General features: G+C 51.1%; 21 protein-coding genes. 12 read left to right on the forward strand and 9 right to left on the reverse strand.

Translation table 11 applies throughout. The features are described 5' to 3' along the window. Positions 1 to 128 precede the first annotated feature (128 nt). A complete protein-coding gene (locus CBP31_RS04925; protein WP_087035133.1) occupies positions 129 to 887 on the reverse strand; it encodes a tRNA1(Val) (adenine(37)-N6)-methyltransferase in 759 nt (252 codons plus the stop codon). Between the two features lie 72 nt (positions 888 to 959). Here CBP31_RS04925 and srmB point away from each other — a divergent pair, with 72 nt between their 5' ends. Further along, positions 960 to 2,321 (forward strand): ATP-dependent RNA helicase SrmB, encoded by a 1,362-nt coding sequence (gene srmB, locus CBP31_RS04930; protein ID WP_087035134.1) that lies wholly within the window; start codon positions 960 to 962, stop codon positions 2,319 to 2,321. A 408-nt stretch (positions 2,322 to 2,729) separates the two neighbouring features. After that, positions 2,730 to 2,882, forward strand: coding sequence for a hypothetical protein (locus CBP31_RS15630; RefSeq protein ID WP_169712988.1), 153 nt, complete (start codon positions 2,730 to 2,732; stop codon positions 2,880 to 2,882). Between the two features lie 487 nt (positions 2,883 to 3,369). Here the strand turns inward: CBP31_RS15630 and yaaA are convergent, their stop codons facing one another. The 3 genes from yaaA to CBP31_RS04945 form a co-directional block, all read right to left on the reverse strand. Further along, positions 3,370 to 4,143 carry a peroxide stress protein YaaA gene (yaaA, locus tag CBP31_RS04935; protein ID WP_087035135.1) on the reverse strand — a complete coding sequence of 258 codons (774 nt, stop codon included), beginning with the start codon at positions 4,141 to 4,143 and terminating at the stop codon, positions 3,370 to 3,372. Between the two features lie 125 nt (positions 4,144 to 4,268). Then, positions 4,269 to 5,378, reverse strand: a complete 1,110-nt coding sequence (locus CBP31_RS04940; RefSeq protein ID WP_087035136.1) for a PilT/PilU family type 4a pilus ATPase — start codon at positions 5,376 to 5,378, stop codon at positions 4,269 to 4,271. A gap of 12 nt (positions 5,379 to 5,390) precedes the next feature. Then, complete coding sequence (locus tag CBP31_RS04945) at positions 5,391 to 6,428, reverse strand: type IV pilus twitching motility protein PilT (RefSeq protein WP_087035137.1); 1,038 nt, start codon at positions 6,426 to 6,428, stop codon at positions 5,391 to 5,393. A gap of 35 nt (positions 6,429 to 6,463) precedes the next feature. On the opposite strand from CBP31_RS04945, the gene CBP31_RS04950 reads away from it, so the two are divergent. The 10 genes from CBP31_RS04950 to mutT all read left to right on the forward strand — a co-directional run bounded on the left by CBP31_RS04950 (position 6,464) and on the right by mutT (position 12,716). Then, on the forward strand, positions 6,464 to 7,156 hold the full coding sequence (locus tag CBP31_RS04950; RefSeq protein ID WP_087035138.1) for a YggS family pyridoxal phosphate-dependent enzyme: 693 nt from the start codon (positions 6,464 to 6,466) through the stop codon (positions 7,154 to 7,156). Positions 7,157 to 7,217: 61 nt separating this feature from the next. After that, positions 7,218 to 8,039 (forward strand): pyrroline-5-carboxylate reductase, encoded by an 822-nt coding sequence (proC, locus tag CBP31_RS04955; RefSeq protein ID WP_087038625.1) that lies wholly within the window; start codon positions 7,218 to 7,220, stop codon positions 8,037 to 8,039. 9 nt (positions 8,040 to 8,048) lie between these two features. Next, a complete protein-coding gene (locus tag CBP31_RS04960; RefSeq protein ID WP_087035139.1) occupies positions 8,049 to 8,609 on the forward strand; it encodes a YggT family protein in 561 nt (186 codons plus the stop codon). Positions 8,610 to 8,611: 2 nt separating this feature from the next. Then, a complete protein-coding gene (locus tag CBP31_RS04965; protein WP_087035140.1) occupies positions 8,612 to 8,908 on the forward strand; it encodes a DUF167 family protein in 297 nt (98 codons plus the stop codon). Positions 8,909 to 8,946: 38 nt separating this feature from the next. Beyond that, complete coding sequence (locus CBP31_RS04970) at positions 8,947 to 9,375, forward strand: DUF4426 domain-containing protein (protein WP_227875151.1); 429 nt, start codon at positions 8,947 to 8,949, stop codon at positions 9,373 to 9,375. 111 nt (positions 9,376 to 9,486) lie between these two features. Next, on the forward strand, positions 9,487 to 10,173 hold the full coding sequence (gene rdgB, locus CBP31_RS04975; RefSeq protein ID WP_087035141.1) for an RdgB/HAM1 family non-canonical purine NTP pyrophosphatase: 687 nt from the start codon (positions 9,487 to 9,489) through the stop codon (positions 10,171 to 10,173). Then, the gene (gene hemW, locus CBP31_RS04980; RefSeq protein WP_087035142.1) at positions 10,173 to 11,318 is read left to right on the forward strand and encodes a radical SAM family heme chaperone HemW; all 1,146 of its coding nucleotides are present in this window, start codon (positions 10,173 to 10,175) and stop codon (positions 11,316 to 11,318) included. Before rdgB ends, hemW begins: the two co-directional genes overlap by 1 nt. A 51-nt stretch (positions 11,319 to 11,369) precedes the next feature. Next, positions 11,370 to 12,104 (forward strand): cell division protein ZapD, encoded by a 735-nt coding sequence (gene zapD / locus CBP31_RS04985; RefSeq protein ID WP_087035143.1) that lies wholly within the window; start codon positions 11,370 to 11,372, stop codon positions 12,102 to 12,104. Further along, the gene (gene yacG, locus CBP31_RS04990) at positions 12,101 to 12,292 is read left to right on the forward strand and encodes a DNA gyrase inhibitor YacG (RefSeq protein ID WP_087035144.1); all 192 of its coding nucleotides are present in this window, start codon (positions 12,101 to 12,103) and stop codon (positions 12,290 to 12,292) included. Before zapD ends, yacG begins: the two co-directional genes overlap by 4 nt. After that, positions 12,282 to 12,716 (forward strand): 8-oxo-dGTP diphosphatase MutT, encoded by a 435-nt coding sequence (gene mutT / locus CBP31_RS04995; RefSeq protein WP_227875152.1) that lies wholly within the window; start codon positions 12,282 to 12,284, stop codon positions 12,714 to 12,716. The genes yacG and mutT overlap by 11 nt, the downstream gene beginning before the upstream one ends. A 448-nt stretch (positions 12,717 to 13,164) precedes the next feature. Here mutT and parC read toward each other — a convergent pair whose 3' ends face one another. The 5 genes from parC to CBP31_RS05020 form a co-directional block, all read right to left on the reverse strand. After that, a complete protein-coding gene (gene parC, locus CBP31_RS05000) occupies positions 13,165 to 15,444 on the reverse strand; it encodes a DNA topoisomerase IV subunit A (RefSeq protein WP_087035145.1) in 2,280 nt (759 codons plus the stop codon). Between the two features lie 13 nt (positions 15,445 to 15,457). Beyond that, positions 15,458 to 17,353 (reverse strand): DNA topoisomerase IV subunit B, encoded by a 1,896-nt coding sequence (parE, locus tag CBP31_RS05005; protein WP_087035146.1) that lies wholly within the window; start codon positions 17,351 to 17,353, stop codon positions 15,458 to 15,460. A 186-nt stretch (positions 17,354 to 17,539) separates the two neighbouring features. After that, on the reverse strand, positions 17,540 to 18,121 hold the full coding sequence (locus CBP31_RS05010) for a YqiA/YcfP family alpha/beta fold hydrolase (protein ID WP_087035147.1): 582 nt from the start codon (positions 18,119 to 18,121) through the stop codon (positions 17,540 to 17,542). A 1-nt stretch (position 18,122) separates the two neighbouring features. Further along, on the reverse strand, positions 18,123 to 18,968 hold the full coding sequence (gene cpdA, locus CBP31_RS05015) for a 3',5'-cyclic-AMP phosphodiesterase (protein ID WP_087038628.1): 846 nt from the start codon (positions 18,966 to 18,968) through the stop codon (positions 18,123 to 18,125). A gap of 11 nt (positions 18,969 to 18,979) precedes the next feature. Next, positions 18,980 to 19,348, reverse strand: coding sequence for a DUF1249 domain-containing protein (locus CBP31_RS05020; protein ID WP_407668789.1), 369 nt, complete (start codon positions 19,346 to 19,348; stop codon positions 18,980 to 18,982). Positions 19,349 to 19,669 lie beyond the last annotated feature (321 nt).

The raw sequence follows: 19,669 nt of genomic DNA on the forward strand, positions 1-19,669 counted from the left end.
CCGCACAATGATATAACTAGAAAGATGACTAGAGTTATAATCTATGTATTACTGGAATATGCTGGTTTCTGCTGGCCGCCGCGCAGCACGTTAGCATAATAGTGTGAGCCTGAGATTCAAGACGAAACTTACATCTTTAGATAAAAACTGCGCACTAAATCAACATACGCGGGATCCAAACCGCCCTCAGCAGCATTTATCACTAGCTCCCCCGCTGTAAAGCCACATTTAACACTAGAAAATAACAACAGAAAACGCAGTGCCGGTTTGCCCACTTTGGTGCAAACAGCCACCTGCTGCGCTAAGTGCCAGCCCTGTAGCTCGGCTTCTGTTAATGCGACCGCTAGCGCCTGATGCGGCAATACCAACGCCAGCTGCCCGTGCGGGGCAGATAACCGCCGCGCGTGGGCAAACAAGTCTGCCAAGCTGAGGCTGCCGGTGTGACGCGCATTGGCCCGTGCTTGACTAACAAACGACTGGCCGGCCACAAAATACGGCGGGTTAGACACAATTAAATCAAAACTTGGTGCTTGATAATCTTGCACCGCGCCTTGTTCGATTATTATTTTTGTTGGCCAAGGTGAGGCGGCCACGTTATCGGCGGCTTGGCTTGCCGCAGCATCATCCAGCTCTAAGCCAATAATTTCGATCTCAGCTGTTTTTTCAACTGCAGATTGGCCCTTCGCCTCATCAGCTGTGCGCTGTGCCAGCGCTCTTTGCGCCAACATAAGTGCCACTAGGCCAGAGCCAGTGCCGAGGTCTAAAATACGCCTCGCAGAACCCAAGTGAGCCCAAGCACCAAGCAAGATCCCATCGGTGCCCACCTTCATCCCACAGCGGTCATGATTGATGTGAAACTGCTTAAATGTAAAACCACGGCTACTCATGCTGATCCTGTCAGGTTTTTTTATTCCAATTCCCTTATAATACCGCCTTTTAGTAGGCTGACGAGACCGATCATGAGCAGTATGACCTTCGAGCAACTGGAACTGGACTCCGTCCTGGTCCGCGCACTGGCTGATATGGGCTATGCAAAACCGACCACTATTCAGAGCCAAGTCATTCCCGAAGCCATGAGCGGACGGGACATTATGGCTTCTGCCCCGACCGGCACCGGCAAAACGGCGGCATTTCTATTGCCGATTTGCCAACATCTGCTGGACTTTCCACGCCGTAATGCAGGCCCCACCCGAGTGCTGATTTTAACGCCTACTCGCGAGCTGGCTATCCAGATTGGCGAAGACGCGAAAAAAATCGTGAAGCACACCAACTTACGGGTAGAAGTGATCACCGGCGGCGTGCATGAAAGCCAACATCTGCCGGCACTCACCAAAACTACGGATATCGTAGTGGCGACCCCGGGCCGCTTGCTGCAATACATAGACCGCGAGTCCTTTGATAGCCGCGATATAGAAATGCTGATCCTTGATGAAGCGGATCGCATGCTAGACATGGGCTTTATTAAAGACGTAGACCGCATCGCCGCCGAAGCACGCTGGCGCCGCCAGACCATGCTGTTTTCTGCCACCTTGGAAGGCCGAGGCTTGATGAGCTTTGCCGCCGATCTACTAAAAGATCCGGTGCAACTCGCCGCCGAGCCGCCGCGCAGTGAGCGTAAAAAAATCAATCAGTGGGTGCACTTAGCCGACAATCCTGAGCATAAATTTGCGCTGTTAGTGCATTTGTTGCGCCAGCCTGATGTGACCCGCAGCATTGTTTTTGTAAAAACTCGCGACCGCTTAATGGAGCTGGCCAGCCGTCTGCAACAAGAAGGCTTACATAATGCGTGGCTGCGCGGTGAAATGGATCAAGATAAGCGTATTGAAGCGCTGGCTCGGTTTCGCATTGGTCGGGTGAATATCTTAGTGGCCACCGACGTGGCTTCTCGCGGCATCGACTTACCGGAAGTTAGCCACGTAATTAACTACGATATGCCACGCACCGCAGATGTGTATGTGCACCGTATTGGCCGCACCGGCCGTGCCGGCCAAAAAGGCACCGCCATTAGCTTGGTGGAAGCACACGATATGCCGCTGCTGGTGAAGGTGGAGAAATACACCGAAGAAGCACTCAAGCGCCGTATCATTGAAGAGCTGAGACCTAAGCATAAAGAAGCCAAGGTGAACTCGCGCAAGCGTAAAGACGCCAAAGGCAAAAAATTAGACGAGCCAGTAAAGAAAGAAAAAGTGCGCCTGCGTGATACTAAGGCCAAGGGCAAGCCAAAGTGGGCCGGTCCTAAGCCTGGTGAAGCCGTGATCCCTAAGCCGAAGAAAAAGGCCGCCCCCGTTATCGACTGGGACGACGAGGATGACGACGAGTAAACTCTCGGCTATTTAGCGTTTTATCTAACAAAAACAGCTAACCAAAACAGGCACCCTAGGGTGCCTGTTTTGGTTATTGGCGGGTGTTAATTGTTAAGCCTTGAGTTATACCAATCTAAGTAAAGAAGTGGCCTGTTTAAGCGAATCACAAAGATAAATGCCGCCCTTGTAGTCCCACGCTTCAGCTGTGGGTCTTGCAAAGCAAGAAGGCTTTAAACATTCCCGCTTAGACGGGACTAACAGCTGAAGCGCTAGACTACAAAACACCGTCCAGCCTGACTTTAGGTGTTGTATTCACTAAGAGTGATAATACTGATCAGCTAGTTTTACAGAATGCTATTAGATGCATCTGGCCACGTTAGCTATGCTTATCACTCATGGATACGTTAACCCCAAGGAGGGAGCCGCATGTTGAAATTTTACACGGGTCCAGAGCGGCGCCAACATTGTAGAAGACAAATCCTCGATCGACGCGACTTACTGCGTTGGCAGCCAGAACACGATGAACGCCGCGCGATAGAAGGTCGCCGTCATAGAGACGCCAGTAAATCCTTGGCCTAAAAACTGTATAGCATCCTTTGAGGGCCTCGATAGCTGCAGCTTCACTCTTTGCGCTTTTGATTTATCAAAAATTTCCATAAAAAAACCGGCCCATAAGAGCCGGTCAAAAAATGCAAATGAAGAAGAGAGTATTCATAAAATCAGTAAGCACATAATATCAGAGCGCAGCTTGTGCTAAAGGTTCCAGCTTTTTGCATTATTTTTAAAATAATTATCTGATAAGCATGAAAGAGCCGTTAATCTCGGTTAATGCCCATAAAAAACCGGTGCTTTTTCCATAAAAAAACCGGCCCATAAGGACCGGTCAAAAAGAAAATGAAGAGAGAGTATTCAAATTCAGTAAGCACACCTAATCAGAGCTGTAGCTTGGCAAAAGGTTCACACTTTTTTGCTTTTTCTTAAAGAAAGTTTTTACAGCAACATTTCGCCGCTGCCTCATCGCCGACCAACACCGTCAATTTTCTAGCTGGGCGCTCGGCCCTACGCTTCACTGCTCGTCGCGCTTAAACATTAACTCAGTAGCCGTGGACTCGGCCTCCACAAAGTAGTAGCCGTCAGTATCAAAGGCGGTCAGCTGGCTGACTTCGGTTAACTGATTTTGAATGATGTAGCGCGCCATTAAACCGCGGGCTTTTTTCGCGTAGAAACTGATGATCTTGTACTGACCATTTTTGCAGTCTTTAAAGACAGGCGTAATGATCTGCCCGCTTAAGCTTTTGGGCTTCACCGCTTTAAAGTATTCGTTAGAGGCTAAATTAATCAGTACATTATCGCCCTGTTCTTCCAGCGCAATATTGAGCTTATCGGTGATGATGTCACCCCAAAACTGATACAAGTCTTTGCCGCGCACATTATCCAACTTAGTGCCCATCTCTAATCGGTAAGCCTGCATTAAATCCAGCGGCCGCAGCAGGCCATATAAACCTGATAACATACGCAGATGCGCTTGGGCAAATGCAAAGTCTTTAGCGCTCAAGCTCTCGGCATCTAACCCCGTATACACATCGCCTTTAAAGGCCAATAGCGCCTGCTTGGCATTGTCGGGGGTAAAGTTTGGCTGCCAGTCGGCAAAGCGCGCCGCATTTAAGCCCGCCAGCTTGTCGCTGATCTTCATCAGCTGACCAATGTCAGCGGGGCTCAGTTGCCGAGCGCGTTCAATCAGTAATTCAGACTCAGCCAATAATTGCGGCTGAGTAAAGTCGCTGATAACGGGTGGCGTATCAAAATCCAGCGTTTTAGCGGGGGAAACGACAATCAGCATGAGCTACCTCTAAATGGTTATTATAAAAAATGTTATTACGTGAAGCATGCAATTTGATCAATAAAATGCAGGCGGTTTTCACCCCTCACTATTCTCTCTACACCCCTTGCATGACTTGAGGCCCACTACTCTATGGTCACGTTATCCATCAAGCCCGCGTCCAGTCCTGTGCCGCCGCCTTGCAACTTGATCATCAAGCGCAAGTCGTTGGCGGAGTCTGCATAAGCCAGGGCTTCGCTGTAACCGATCTGATTCTGGTTATAGAGATCAAATAAGGCCTGATCGAAGGTCTGCATACCCTGTTCACGAGACTTGCTCATTACCTCTTTCAAACGGTGCAGCTCACCTTTGCGGATCAAATCCGCCATTAACGGCGTATTAAGCAGCACCTCAAAGGCCGCACGACGCTTGCCGCCTTCACGAGTGGGAATCAGCTGCTGGGCCACGATTGCGCGCAGGTTAAAGGATAAATCATACTGTAACTGCCGATGCTTACTTTCAGGCACTAAATGCATAATGCGATCCAGTGCTTGGTTGGCGTTATTAGCGTGCAAAGTCGCCATACACAAATGACCGGTTTCGGCGAAGGCCAGCGCATAGCCCATGGTTTCTTCGGAGCGAATTTCACCGATTAAAATCACGTTCGGCGCTTGGCGCAAGGAGCTTTTGAGGGCCGCTTCAAATGATTCGGTGTCTATGCCCACTTCCCGCTGGGTGATAATAGAGCGATCATGCTGATGCACAAATTCAATCGGATCTTCGATGGTCAGAATATGATCGTCTGCATGACGATTACGGTGCCCAATCATGGCCGCTTGCGTGGTCGATTTACCGGTACCCGTGCCGCCCACAAATAACACTAAACCGCGCTTAGCCATGGCCACTTCGCGCAGGCTATCGGGTAAATACAGCTCTTCAAAGGTGGGGATCTTGCTTTCGATGCGCCGGATCACCATGCCGGCTTTTTCTTGCTGCCAAAAAGCACTGACCCGAAAACGGCCATGCTGTTCGTCGCTAATGGCGAAGTTGGCTTCTTTATGCTGATGAAAACGCATGTGCCACTCCGGCGTCATGCACGACTCCACCAGCGCCAAGGCATCGACGGCGGTCAGTTTAGTGTCACTAATCGCAACCAAATTGCCGTGGCTTTTGATCATGGCGGGCACGCCCACCGAGATATACAAGTCTGACGCTTGCTGCTCCACCATGGCCTGCAAAAAAGGGGTTAACTGCATTGCTTGCTCCACTTACTGAATACTCTGAGGATCCGTGGCTTTAGCACGTGCGTCTACCGCTGAGATCAAACCACTGTTCACCAGCTGCTTTAAACATTGATCCATGGTTTGCATACCGTGCGCCAGACCGGTTTGGATCACTGAATACATCTGAGCGACTTTATCTTCGCGGATCAAGTTACGAATGGCCGGCGTGCCGAGCATGATCTCATGGGCTGCTATGCGTCCGCCATTAGGCTTTTTCAGCAAGGTTTGAGAAATCACCGCGCGCAAGGACTCAGAGAGCATAGAGCGCACCATGGCTTTTTCAGCGCCCGGAAACACATCCACAATACGGTCTATGGTTTTGGCCGCGGACGAGGTATGCAAGGTCGCAAACACTAAGTGGCCTGTTTCAGCGGCGGTAAGTGCCAAGCGAATAGTTTCTAAGTCGCGTAGCTCGCCCACCAAAATAATATCCGGATCTTCTCGTAACGAGGAGCGCAGCGCATTACTAAAAGAGTGGGTGTCTCTGTGTACTTCACGCTGGTTGATTAAGCACTTTTTATTACTGTGCACAAATTCAATGGGATCTTCGATGGTCAGAATGTGCTTATTATAGTTTTCATTTATATGATCTACCATGGCCGCCAGTGTGGTGGACTTACCCGACCCCGTAGGTCCGGTAACCAACACTAGGCCACGTTGATACTCGGCAATACGCCGAAAAATTTCCGGCCCGCCTAATTGTTCTAGGCTCAGCACTTCGCTGGGTATCACCCGAAATACCGCCGCTGCGCCGCGGGCTTGGTGATAGGCGTTTACACGAAAGCGAGCCAAGTCTGGCATTTCAAAGGAGAAGTCGACTTCGAGGTTGTCTTCAAATTCTTTACGCTGGCGATCATTCATGATCTCATACACCAAACGGTGCACTTCGGTATGCTCTAATACCGGCAAGTTAATCTTGCGCACTTCACCGTCCACTCTGATTTGTGGCGGTACGCCCGCAGACAGGTGCAGATCCGAGGCATTATGCTTTACACTAAACGCCAATAGTTCCGTAATATCCATTCTCTGTCCCTCTTGCCCTTGGTTTTATTATCCATATGAATACTATCCTACAACAGCTGCAGCAGGTTCACGATAGAATTGCCGCCGCCACGGCTGCATGCCAGCGCGACGCCCATAGCGTGCACTTGCTGGCGGTCAGTAAAACTAAACCCATCGCTGATATTGAAACCGCCTATCACGCGGGTCAGCGCCAGTTTGGTGAAAACTACGTACAAGAAGCGATTGATAAAATACAGGCGTTAAGCGCCCCCTGCCCAGACATTACTTGGCATTTAATTGGCCCATTGCAGTCCAATAAAACCAAGCCGGTGGCCGAGCATTTTGATTGGGTGCAAACCGTGGAGCGGTTAAAAATTGCCGAACGCTTAAGCGCCCAGCGCCCAGCGCCATTAGCAGCCTTAAATATTTGCTTACAAGTGAATATCAGCCGCGAGCCTAATAAGTCCGGCGTGTTACCAGAAGAAATACCCGCTTTAGCCGCGGCGGTCACCGAATTACCTCAGTTATGCTTGCGCGGTTTGATGGCCATACCTGAGGCCACCGACGATCACGACAAACTAACGACACAATTACTAGAGTTGCAGCAACTGTTTGATAGAATGGCACAAATATACCCCGCCATGGATACGCTATCCGTCGGCATGAGCAATGATCTGGAAGTCGCAGTGGCTTGTGGCAGCACCCTAGTTCGGGTGGGCACGGCTATCTTTGGCTCACGCAACGCATAAGTGAGTTGCTATTGAGCCTAATCATTAAGAGACCCTATTTGTCATGGCACCTAAGTCTGTAATAGAAAAGAGAAAACTGGCCTTTATTGGCGCAGGTAACATGTCACGCAGCTTGATTGCAGGCCTGATCCAATCCGGTTACCCCGCCTCGGCCATTATGGCGTCTAATCCCTCGCGCGGAAAGTTAGACCAATTGGCCAATGATTTTGGTATTCACACTAGCCAAGACAACGACCAAGCCGCCGCCTGGGCAGAGGTGATTGTATTGGCCGTAAAACCGCAGATGATGGCGGGCATGCTGAGTGATATTTCCAATGTCGACAGCACCTTGTCCGGTAAGTTGCTGATCTCGATTGCCGCCGGTATGTCGGTGGCGCGCTTAACGGAGCTTAGCGGCCAAACGCGCATTATTCGCACCATGCCCAACACCCCTTCTTTAGTGGGCTTGGGCATGACTGGCTTGTATGCGGGGGCGACGGTGGCGCAAACCGACCGAGATTATGCCGAGCTATTGATGCAAGCCGTAGGCAAAACCTTGTGGGTAGCAGCAGAGGACGGCATTAACCAAGTTACCGCCGCGGCGGGCAGTGCACCGGCCTATTTCTTCTTATTTATGCAAGCCATGGCTGAGCAAGCGGTACGATTTGGCTTAAATGAGACCGATGCTCGGCTTTTAGTTCAGCAAACCGCACTCGGTGCCGCTAATATGGTGGCGGCTAACCCAGATGTCTCTTTAAGTGAGCTAAGAGCGCAAGTGACATCTAAGGGAGGCACAACTGCACAAGCGATTGAGCATTTTCAAGCGCAAGGGCTAGAACAACTGGTCGCCGATGCCATGACTGCCGCCCTTCTGCGTGCACGCGAACTCGAAACTCAGCTCTAAGGACAATAAATGAACACCGCTTATTATCTAATTAACACCTTGTGCGACCTGTATTTGATGGTGATATTGCTGCGCATTTGGTTGCAACTGGCCCGCGCCGACTTCTATAACCCGGTCAGTCAGTTTGTGCTTAAGGCGACCAACCCAGTATTAACGCCACTGCGCCGTTTTATACCAGGCTTTTTTGGTATCGATATGGCCGCAGTGGCCCTAGCGGTGCTGGTGGTGGCGCTCAAACTAGGCTTACTGTACGCGTTACATATTATTAATGCCGAAGCCGCAAGCTGGTTTGAGTGGGTGTTATTAATAGTGCTCACCATAGTGAAGAAAATCGGCACCATGCTGTTCTGGGTATTGATTATTCGTGCGCTCTTAAGCTGGGTGAGTCAGGGTAATAACCCAGTTGAATACCTGATGTTTCAGCTCACTGAGCCGCTGCTGGCCCCCATTCGCCGCATTATTCCGGCCATGGGCGGGATTGACCTATCCATGCTGGTGTTCTTTATTATCCTGCAGGTGCTGAACTTCTTAATGAGCGACATCTTTGGCTCGCTCTGGTTGGGGCTCTAACCCTGCCGGTACAGCTGCGCGAGGAGGTGCTGTATTTGCGTATTTATTTGCAACCTAAAGCCAGCCGAGATCAATTTCTTGGCCGGCATGGGGATGCGTTAAAAATCGCCATTACCGCCGCTCCTGTAGATGGCAAAGCCAATGCTCATTTATTGAAATGGTTAGCCAAGCAATGCCGTGTCACTCAGTCTCAAGTGCAACTGCTGAGCGGTGACAGCAGCCGACACAAGCGAGTGGTCATTGAGTCACCCAAAGTGATTCCCCAAGCTTTGGCCCAGCTGTTAAACACGACTAGCTAACGCTTCAATCTCACCGCGTCATTAACTGAAAAGGAAGCATGATGTTTACACGCATATTCACCCCCTTACTGCTCGGCGTAGGCCTACTATTATCGGCCCAGCTGCACGCTGCAGAACAAAAAATTGGTGCTTGGACCGTGCATTACACCGCCCTGCCCTCCACTTTTTTAACACCAGAAATAGCCCGCGCTAATCGCATCGAACGCAGCCGCTATAATGGTCTGTTGAACATTGCCGTGCTCGACCAAAACGGCAAAACGCTGCAAGTGAGCATGACCGGCCAAGGCAAGTCGTTGATTGGTACCATACGCAAATTAGAGTTTCAGACCATTCGCGAAGGCGACGCTATTTATTACATCGCCGAATATCCGTATCGCAATGAAGACAACGTGCTGTTCACCATCGATATTAAAAGCCCAGAGCAAGGTGGCGAGCTAAGCTTTCGTCATACCTTTTATACGGATTAAGCGTCAACAACGCTTTACGTGGTACGCCGTACGTAAAGAACAACACCGTCTTTTTACGAATAGCGTACGGCGTTAAGCGTATAACAGTCTGCAGAGAAAACGAGAGCAATCATGAGCAAACAGATAGTATTAGCGTCAGGTAATGCCAAGAAGGTGGCCGAGCTGCAAAGCCTGCTCGGTGAGTTGCACATGACAGTGACTCCGCAGACTGAGCTTGGCGTGAGTGACGCGATAGAAGTCGGCACTACCTTCGTCGAAAACGCCATTACCAAGGCGCGTCACGCGGCCGTTAAGACTGGCTTGCCAGCCATTGCCGACGATTCCGGCATTAGCGTGGCCGCGCTCGATGGTCGCCCCGGCGTATACTCAGCGCGCTTTGCCGGTGAGCATGCCACCGATCAACAAAACCTTGAACTACTACTGAGCGAGCTGAATGGTGTACCCCGCGCACAACGCCAAGCAACCTTTTGGTGCGTACTGGTTTATATGCGCCACGCCGATGATCCCACGCCATTAATTTGCAGTGGCTCTTGGACAGGTGAAATCACCACCTCGGCTCAAGGTACTCAAGGTTTTGGCTACGACCCGATCTTTTGGGTAGAAGAGGCTGGTAAAACTGCCGCTGAGCTCTCGAGTGCCGAGAAGAATCACTTAAGCCACAGAGGCAAAGCACTGCGTCAGCTGCAAGCGCTCTTGTTAGAAGATCTAAAGCTAGAAGACCTAAAATTAGAAGATAAAAGCCAGCAAGATCTAACGCAGCAAGCGCCGCTGCAAACCCCGTTTAAAGAGTCCAACTAATGCTGCAATTACCGCCGCTAAGCCTATATATCCATATTCCTTGGTGCGTACAAAAGTGCCCCTACTGTGATTTTAACTCTCACGCCATGAAAGAGGCGATCCCAGAGCAGGCCTACATTGGCGCCCTATTAGAGGATTTACGGCAAGATTTGCACTTGGCCCAAGGGCGCCCACTGCACAGCATTTTTATTGGCGGCGGCACGCCGAGCCTAATGAGCCCAGCGGCCATTAAAGAACTGCTGGACGGCGTTAAGGCGCTAATTCCCTTTAAAGAGCAAATGGAAATTACCCTTGAAGCCAATCCCGGCACGGTCGAAGCCGGTCGCTTCGCTGGCTTTAAAGCCGCAGGGGTGAATCGCATCTCTATTGGTATTCAAAGCTTTCAACCAGAAAAGCTCGCACGTTTGGGCCGTATTCACGACCCAGAGCAAGCTCGCTTTGCCGCCCAAGAGGCAGCTAGCGTGGGCTTAAATAGCTTTAATATCGACTTAATGCACGGCTTACCTGACCAAAGCTTAAATGATGCGCTCTCAGATCTGGAGCAAGCTATTGCCTTATCGCCGCCGCATTTGTCTTGGTATCAGCTCACTATAGAGCCGAACACGCCTTTCGCCTCGCGCCCGCCTGTGCTGCCCGAAGACGACACCTTGGCAGATATTTATGAGCAAGGTCATGAACTGCTGCTGGCAAATGGCTATCAACACTATGAAGTGTCGGCCTATGCCAAGCCAGGCTTTGAGGCCCAGCATAATTTGAATTACTGGCGCTTTGGCGACTACCTAGGCATTGGTTGTGGCGCCCACGGTAAAATTACCCTGCCATTAGAAGCCAAAATAGTGCGCACGGTGAAGGTTAAGCACCCTAAAGGTTACTTAGAGCCAAACCGGCCTTATCTGGATCAGTACAACGGGATAGCTACGCAGGATCTGTCGTTGGAATACTTTATGAATCGGCTACGCTTATTTGAAGCTATACCTAAGTCAGAGTTTTCTGAGCTAACCGGCATGAGCACCAACCAGCTGCAAGCCCCTCTGGCTGAGGCCTTGCGCTTAGAGCTGCTCAGCGAGACCGACAGCCATTGGCAGTTAACGCCGTTGGGCCGACGCTTTCTTAATCGCTTGCTCGATTTGTTTATTACCGACTAATGCGAGTAACATTACTCTCATTACAGCCTTCACTCTGCAGGCCGGAGCCTTATGTCAGCACTTATTTACGAATATCCCCTAAACGAAAAATGCCGCAATTACTTACGCCTGAGCGATTTACTACTGCAAATCAAACAGTGTCGTAGCTTAAGCGCCAATGGCCAAGCCGTGGCGCTGTTTAAAGCGTTATTGGATATTATTGAGTTGCTGGAGCGGTGCGATATTCGCTCCGATCTGGCCAAAGATTTAAATATTGAAAAAGAAAAGTTGGCCGCTTGGGCCGAAGTGCCGGGCATAGATGTCGCCGCACTCAGCGAGCTAGAACAACAATTGGCTGACTTAAGCCAGCAATTGCCCCGCTCCCCGCGTTTTGGCCAACTGCTGCGTGAAGACAAATTGTTGGTCGCGGTGCGTAGCCGTTTCGCCATTCCGGGCGGTTTATGCTCCTTTGATGTGCCACAACTGCATTATTGGTTACACCAGCCCAAAGCTAATCAGCAGCAAGATATCGATGGTTGGCTAAGCCAATTGCAGCTGCTGCAGCAAGGATTAGAACTACAACTGACCTTATGGCGTGATGTTGGCCAGTTTCAGCCACAAATCGCGCATAATGGCTTTTTTCAAGATGATGCGGCGCACACCCATATTATTCGGGTACGCGTGCCTGCCGACCAAGCTATTTATCCCGTGGTCAGTGGCAATAAATACCGCTATACCGTACGTTTCATGCCGGTGGATAATCATGATATCGGCAATGTAGAATTTGAATTGGCGAATATAAAATGAGCACTCCCTTAACCGTTTCCTGCCCCACTTGTAATAAAACAGTTGTTTGGGGCGAACAAAGTCAGTTTCGCCCGTTTTGCAGCAAGCGCTGCCAGCTGATTGATTTAGGCGAGTGGGCAGATGAAGAAAAGCGCATTGCCGGCGAACCCGCCTGGATGCCCGACCAAGATAATGAAAATGAGTACTGATAAAATGTCTGCGGCTAATACGGCTAAAAAATCGGTCTTAGTAGCGGTGGGCGTGATTGAAAACGCCCAGGGCGAGATTTTTATCTGCCAGCGCAATTCAAATCAGCATCAAGCTAATAAGTGGGAGTTTCCCGGCGGCAAAGTGGAAACCGGCGAAACCGTAGCCCAAGCGCTAGCACGAGAGCTGGCCGAAGAAGTGGGCATTACCGTGTTGGCCTGTGAGCCGTTTATGCAAATCGAGCACGACTACGGCGACAAGCACGTGACCTTGGCCATTCGCAAAGTCACAGCTTTCAATGGTGAGCCAAGCGGTTTAGAGGGCCAACCCAGCCGCTGGGTAGCCATCCGTGAACTTGAGCAATACGACTTTCCCGAGGCTAATGGCCCGATAGTTGAGAAGTTAACAGCAGCGCCCGGCGCCTAGCACCAAGCGCCCAGTCGGTCATTGCGAGGAGTGCAACGACGCGGCAATCCATTATTAAATGTTGAATTGTTAATGTTGAATTTTTAATGAAGTTCAAAAGCTGGATTGCTTCGTGCCTCGCAAAGACGGCAAGGACTCGGCGCTGCTTGTTTATTTAGCATGGTTTGGGTTCTGTAGCTGCCAAATTTATTCGGCAGATCCGCGTCAGCGGATGGTTCGGCGGGTTTTTAACCAAACACATGCCGATCTCGGCGCGGTTGTCGGGTGGTGGGATTGGTGCAATGGGATGAACATGGCGTTGGGATAGCGCTGCGCGCTATTTCGCGGTTAAAACGCGCGACTACATTCTTGCACCATGCTGGTTTCGGCGCAGCGGTAAACACCGGCCATAAAAAAGGCATCTCGATCTAAATCGGGATGCCTTTTTTGTTTAGCTTGGTGCTGGGCGCTAGGCGCTAGGCGCTGCACTTCCCGCAGCCAGCTCTTCAATCTCTAAGCTATCCACGCGCTGTAAGCCTCTTGGCAGCAAAGCGCCGCGGCGGCCGCGTTCGCCTTGGTAGTGAGCCAAGTCGGTGGGCTTGAGGGTGAGCTTGCGCTTACCGGCATGCAAGGTGACGCTGGCACCTTCTGGCACCACCACTAGCTGCTTGATGAAGTCTTCGCGCGCTTGCACCTTGGCACCGGTAATGCCGATGATCTTATTGCCCTTGCCCTTGCCCAGTAGCGGCAAGTCTTGCAGTGGGAACAACAGCATGCGGCCTTCGTTGGTCACCGCTAAACACTGACTGCTGGCAAGCGTATCAATGGCCACGGGTTGCAGCACCAAGCCGCCCTTAGGCACGGTAAGCAGTGCCTTGCCGTTTTTATTGCGGCTGACCATATCCACAAAGCGACACACAAAACCATAACCCGCATCCGATGCTAATAAGAACAAGCGCTCATCTTCGCCCATCAGCACGAAGTTCGGCTGCTCGCCCGGGCTTAAGCTACAACGACCCGACAGCGGTTCGCCTTGGCCACGAGCCGAGGGCAAGCCATGAGCTTCTTGGCCATAAGCGCGGCCAATGCTGGATAAGAACACCGCCATCTGATTACTACGGCCATTGACCGCCGATAAGAAGCTGTCGCCAGCGCGATAGCTTAAGCTGGCGCCATCTACATCGTGGCCGCGAGCCGAGCGGATCCAGCCTTTTTCTGATAGTACGATCGTGACCGCTTCACTGGGGATCAGCTCTTTTTCACTTAACGCTTTCGCTTCGCTACGCTCCATCAAGGGCGAGCGGCGGTCGTCGCCGAATTTCTCGGCGTCGGCTTGGATCTCTTTTCTGATCAAAGTACTTAAACGACGTTCAGATCCCAGCAAGGCGGCTAGTTTATCGCGCTCGGCGGCTAATTCATCTTGCTCACCGCGGATTTTCACTTCTTCTAACTTGGCTAAATGACGTAATTTAAGATCTAAGATGGCTTCCGCTTGAATGCTCGATAAGCCAAAGCGATCCATCAATACCGGCTTAGGTTCATCTTCGCCGCGAATGATCTCGATCACTTCATCGATGCTTAAAAACGCCACCAACAAACCTTCCAAAATATGCAGTCGCGCTTCTACTCGATCGAGTCGATATTGCAGGCGATTACGCACGGTTTGGCGACGGAACACCAGCCATTCGTCGAGGATCATCTCCAGGGTTTTAACCTGCGGCTTATTATTTAAGCCCAGCATATTCAGGTTAACCCGATAGCTTTTTTCAAGATCCGTGCTGGCAAACAAGTGCTGCATCAGCTGTTCAACGTCCACGCGATTAGAACGTGGGATAATTACCAAACGCGTGGGATTTTCATGATCCGCTTCATCGCGCAAGTCCGCCACCATCGGCAGCTTCTTGGCCTGCATTTGTGCGGCGATTTGCTCTAAAATCTTGCCGCTACTGGCCTGATGGGGAAGAGCGGTGACGACGATATCGCCGTGCTCCATCTCATAGACGGCACGCATCTTGATGCTGCCTCGCCCAGTCTCGTAGATCTTTTGAATGTCACTGCGCGGGGTAATAATTTCCGCATCGGTCGGGTAATCCGGGCCTTGCACAAACTGCATCAGCTCGGCCACGTTGGCCTTGGGGTTATCCAATAAATGCACACAGGCGGCGGCCAGTTCGCGAATATTATGGGGCGGAATATCCGTGGCCATGCCCACGGCTATGCCGGTAATGCCGTTCATTAAGATATGCGGCAAACGGGCAGGCAGTACCCGTGGCTCGTCCATGGTGCCATCGAAGTTAGGGATCCATTCAACCGTGCCTTGGCCTAATTCCGAGAGCAGTAATTCCGCATAACGCGATAGTCGCGCTTCCGTATAACGCATGGCGGCAAAAGACTTAGGGTCATCTGGCGCACCCCAGTTGCCTTGGCCGTCCACTAATGGATAGCGGTAAGAAAACGGCTGCGCCATCAATACCATGGCTTCATAACAAGCCGAGTCGCCGTGGGGGTGATACTTACCCAGCACGTCGCCTACGGTACGGGCAGATTTTTTATGTTTAGAGCTGGCAGATAAGCCTAGTTCGCTCATGGCATAAATAATGCGTCGCTGTACCGGTTTGAGGCCATCACCAATATGCGGCAAGGCGCGGTCCATGATCACGTACATGGAATAGTTAAGGTACGCTTGCTCGGTAAAGGTGTGCATGGGCAGGCGTTCGACGCCTTCCATCGTAAAGTCGTTAGTACTCATTTAATTTCTTTCCTCAGACCAGCGGATCGACCAAGTTGCCCTTGGTTTCTAGCCATTCGCGACGATCACTAGAGCGTTTCTTAGCCAGCAACATATCCATTAAGGTTTCGGTGGCTTCCATGTCGTCCACCGTGAGCTGTACTAAGCGACGAGTATTGGGATCCAGCGTGGTTTCGCGCAGCTGTTTGGGGTTCATTTCACCCAGACCTTTAAAGCGCGTGACCTGTATCTTGCCCCGCTTCTTTTCCGCTTTAATGCGCGCCAATACGGCGTCACGCTCGCTTTCATCCAGTGCGTAATGCACCTCTTTACCGATATCAATGCGGTATAAAGGCGGCATAGCCACGTACACATGACCTTGCTCGACGAGGTGGCGGAAATGACGCACAAATAAGGCACACAACAGGGTGGCGATATGCAAACCATCCGAGTCCGCATCCGCCAAGATGCAGATCTTGCCGTAGCGCAGATCCGTCAGATCCGTGGAGTCAGGATCAAGCCCTATCGCCACCGAAATATCGTGCACTTCTTGAGAAGCTAACACTTGGCCTGAGTCTACTTCCCAGGTGTTTAAGATCTTACCGCGCAGCGGCATGATCGCCTGAAACTCGCGGTCTCGCGCTTGCTTAGCACTGCCGCCCGCCGAGTCACCTTCTACTAAGAACAACTCGCCGCGCATTGGATCTGAGCAGGCGCAGTCGGTTAGTTTGCCCGGTAAGGCCGGCCCTTGAGTTACTTTTTTACGCACGACTTTTTTAGCTTGGCGTAAACGGCGCTGGGCGCTGCTGATACACAGCTCGGCAATTTGTTCGGCCAGCTCGGTATGTTGGTTTAACCACAAGCTAAAGGCGTCTTTCACCACACCGGACACAAAGGCCGAGCTTTGGCGAGACGACAAACGCTCTTTAGTTTGACCGGCAAACTGCGGGTCTTGCATCTTGATCGACAAGATATAGGAGCAACGCTCCCAAATATCGTCCGGCGTTAATTTTACGCCGCGCGGCAGTAAGTTTCTAAACTCACAAAACTCGCGCATCGCATCCAATAAGCCTTGGCGCAGGCCGTTAACGTGGGTGCCGCCTTGCGTGGTGGGGATCAGGTTTACGTAACTCTCGCCTATGCCCTCGCCGCCTTCGGGCAGCCAAGTGAGCGCCCATTCTGCCGCCGCTAATTCGGTAGTAAAGTTACCAACAAAGGGCTCTTCTGGCAGGCAGGTATAGTCTTTAACGGACTCGACTAGGTAATCTTGCAGGCCGTCTTCGTAATACCACTCTAGGGTTTCGTCGTTAACTTTATCTTCAAAACGCAGCCTGAGCCCTGGGCTGAGTACCGCCTTGGCTTTTAATAAATGCTTGAGCCGCGATACCGAGAACCGGGGTGAATCAAAGTAACTGACATCGGGCCAAAAGCGGATGCGGGTGCCGGTATTACGCTGGCCACAGGTGCCGGTGACGGTTAGCTCGCTAACCTTAGTACCGTGCTCAAAGGCCATTTCATAGACTTCACCGGCGCGACGTATGGTGACATCTAAGCGCGTACTCAGGGCACTGACCACGGAAATACCCACGCCGTGTAAGCCGCCGGAGAATTGATAGTTTTTATTGGAAAACTTACCGCCCGCATGCAGCTTAGTAAAAATAAGCTCCACGCCCGAGATACCTTCTTCCGGATGAATATCCACCGGCATGCCACGACCGTTGTCGATGACTTCCAGCGATTGATCCGCGTGTAGTATCACTTCTATCTTGTTGGCGTGGCCGGCGAGGGCCTCATCAACACTGTTGTCGATGACCTCTTGGCCGAGGTGATTAGGCCGCGTAGTATCGGTATACATGCCGGGACGACGACGCACTGGCTCTAGGCCATTGAGCACCTCAATGGCATCAGCGGTATATTGACTCGATGACATGTTGACCCTAAATAATCAGAATTCGTGGGCGCCATCTTACTACTTAGGCCTAGGGGCTGTCGAAAGTTAAGCGCCGAGCGCCCCGCACCAAACGCAGAGTGGCAATGTTGAATTTTTAATGTTGAAGAGAAAAACTAAGATCTAGAGCCAGAGCTATTTTTGCAGATAGGTTTTGGTCATTGAGATCTAGAGCTGCAAAAAACGGATGATTTGGGCGCAATAGTGGTTGAAGCCGATAAAAGAATGGTCGCCGCCTTTTTGAATGCATACCCGGGCGAAGCGGTAGTATTCCAGCGCTTCTCGATAATCTAGCACTTCATCGCCCTGCTGTTGCAGCAGCCACAGGCGCGCCATGCAGTTGGGCTCATTTACGCGTAACTCACTGAGTTCCTGCATATGTTGCGCGGTCAGTAAATAACGCTCATCCGTATAAGGGTTAAGCTGCTCACCTAAGTAATCTTGCAGCAAGACTTGCGGATTAACGGCGGGATTAATCACCACCGCGCGCACCCCATACACTTCTGCCACTCGGGTCGCCAAAAAGCCGCCCAGTGAGCTGCCGGCCACACCAAAGTGGCCGTCATTTCTAACTGCAAGCGCCTCACAAATCTCGGAAATTTGCGCCCATGCGGCGGCTGGCGTGGTGGCCAATTGTGGGCAAATGAAGTTGATATCTGGCCGCTTTTGCAGCAAGTATTCCTGCATCTCGCGGGCTTTCATAGATTGAGGGGAGGAGTTAAAGCCGTGTAAATAAAGGAGTGTCGACATCTTAATATCCGGTAGCACTAAAATCAGGTGCAAAGGCATGATGAGGCAGGCGCCACACTTGGGTGCTTAAGCGACCATCGGGATACAAAGATAATGCGCGCCAGCCCGGTGCCATGCTGTCGAGCGCAAAGTCATCAGATAAAGGCTTGAATTGAATACAGGTGGCGGGGCTAGCCAGATAGCGAATGCCCTGCTCGTATTGATCAAAGCCTTGATGCACATGGCCACACATCACCACTTTTGCAGCCTGATGCTTGGCTAAGATGGCTTTCATGGCCGCGCTGTTGCGCAAATTATGTTGATCCAACCAAGCGCAGCCCACGGGGATTGCCTGATGATGCACCGCCAGTAATAAGTGGTGCTCAGGGTAGTGAGTAATGGCTTGTTCAAGCAAGATTAACTGTGCGGCAGAGAGCTCACCAAAGGTTTCATGATTCAGGTGGGTATCCAGTAATAAAATCTGCCACTGTCCGCACAATAAATGCTTGGCATTGCTGATGCCCGCGTCATCCAGTTCGGCTTGCATCAAATGACCATCGTCGTGATTGCCGGGCAACCAGAATATGGGGGGCGCAAGCTCGCCCATCAATTCGCTAAAGTGACGATAAGACTCAGGCGTTTGGTCTTGGGATAAATCGCCGGTGGCTAAAATAAAGTCCTGCGGCGTGGCATCCAGCTCACGGGCATTCTCTAAAATAGCATCCACCACGGCGCGCGCACTGTACCAAGGCGCGATACCCAAAAAGTCGGCATTTTTATCGGCAAACAGATGCGTATCCGTGATCTGCAGCAAATCCACCACGCCGTCTGCGCGGTGTGGTGTGAGCGTTAAGGTCTGTAACTGAATAGGCGTATGATTCAAATTTGTTTAACCGTGCTAAATCCATGTTGTAGGCAACATTTCAGCCATTCGGCTAAAAATAGGTTTACCTGCTCTTTTTCATTGCGCTGATGCATCTTGTCATTTGGGTAATAGTAACTCGAACGCAGGGTCAATATCTGTTGACTAGCACACACTTCGGCCATTCTTACGTCGTGATAGATGCGAACTGTGACCCTCATGCGCATAAAAAACGGTAAATGGGGGCTACATTGCTCAATCGACACATGCCAAGTGTAAGGCGCCACTTCTAAAACCTTGAGCACAAAGAGTACCTGCTCGCTGATGCCCACCGATACACAGTCGCCCACTTTGGCGTGGTGAGGCAGTAATTTCATCAGCGCCATGTAGTTAACATCACAGGTACGTTGCAATGTTTTTAAGTTCGGCACATACCGACGCGGAACCACAGGGGTATTCAAATTATTGCTCCTTGCCATCTTTTACTGATGACGTTGTCTTGCACGCCGGCATGCGACCACTGGCAGGTTTACCAGGCACACCGACGTTACTATTACACCTTTTTTTATGACTCACGCCAAGTTAGTCACTCGAGTCTGCAGTCTTGATTCTGTTCTAACGGCTAAGAATAGCGGCTCTCGCTCGCGACATGATTAGCGACACCTCAATTTACTGCACACACAACCCTGCTGAGTAACGATTGGCTA

The sequence above is a fragment of the Oceanisphaera profunda genome (genome assembly GCF_002157895.1).
In the GTDB taxonomy this organism is placed as follows: Bacteria; Pseudomonadota; Gammaproteobacteria; order Enterobacterales; family Aeromonadaceae; genus Oceanimonas; species Oceanimonas profunda.

Bases quoted from the DNA above. Each gene is read 5' to 3' on its own strand.
- CBP31_RS04925 (WP_087035133.1), bottom strand. From the start codon at position 887: ATGAGTAGCCGTGGTTTTACATTTAAGCAGTTTCACATCAATCATGAC.
- srmB (WP_087035134.1), top strand. From the start codon at position 960: ATGAGCAGTATGACCTTCGAGCAACTGGAACTGGACTCCGTCCTGGTC.
- CBP31_RS15630 (WP_169712988.1), top strand. From the start codon at position 2,730: ATGTTGAAATTTTACACGGGTCCAGAGCGGCGCCAACATTGTAGAAGA.
- yaaA (WP_087035135.1), bottom strand. From the start codon at position 4,143: ATGCTGATTGTCGTTTCCCCCGCTAAAACGCTGGATTTTGATACGCCA.
- CBP31_RS04940 (WP_087035136.1), bottom strand. From the start codon at position 5,378: ATGCAGTTAACCCCTTTTTTGCAGGCCATGGTGGAGCAGCAAGCGTCA.
- CBP31_RS04945 (WP_087035137.1), bottom strand. From the start codon at position 6,428: ATGGATATTACGGAACTATTGGCGTTTAGTGTAAAGCATAATGCCTCG.
- CBP31_RS04950 (WP_087035138.1), top strand. From the start codon at position 6,464: ATGAATACTATCCTACAACAGCTGCAGCAGGTTCACGATAGAATTGCC.
- CBP31_RS04960 (WP_087035139.1), top strand. From the start codon at position 8,049: ATGAACACCGCTTATTATCTAATTAACACCTTGTGCGACCTGTATTTG.
- CBP31_RS04970 (WP_227875151.1), top strand. From the start codon at position 8,947: ATGATGTTTACACGCATATTCACCCCCTTACTGCTCGGCGTAGGCCTA.
- rdgB (WP_087035141.1), top strand. From the start codon at position 9,487: ATGAGCAAACAGATAGTATTAGCGTCAGGTAATGCCAAGAAGGTGGCC.
- hemW (WP_087035142.1), top strand. From the start codon at position 10,173: ATGCTGCAATTACCGCCGCTAAGCCTATATATCCATATTCCTTGGTGC.
- zapD (WP_087035143.1), top strand. From the start codon at position 11,370: ATGTCAGCACTTATTTACGAATATCCCCTAAACGAAAAATGCCGCAAT.
- yacG (WP_087035144.1), top strand. From the start codon at position 12,101: ATGAGCACTCCCTTAACCGTTTCCTGCCCCACTTGTAATAAAACAGTT.
- mutT (WP_227875152.1), top strand. From the start codon at position 12,282: ATGAGTACTGATAAAATGTCTGCGGCTAATACGGCTAAAAAATCGGTC.
- parC (WP_087035145.1), bottom strand. From the start codon at position 15,444: ATGAGTACTAACGACTTTACGATGGAAGGCGTCGAACGCCTGCCCATG.
- parE (WP_087035146.1), bottom strand. From the start codon at position 17,353: ATGTCATCGAGTCAATATACCGCTGATGCCATTGAGGTGCTCAATGGC.
- CBP31_RS05010 (WP_087035147.1), bottom strand. From the start codon at position 18,121: ATGTCGACACTCCTTTATTTACACGGCTTTAACTCCTCCCCTCAATCT.
- CBP31_RS05020 (WP_407668789.1), bottom strand. From the start codon at position 19,348: ATGGCGCTGATGAAATTACTGCCTCACCACGCCAAAGTGGGCGACTGT.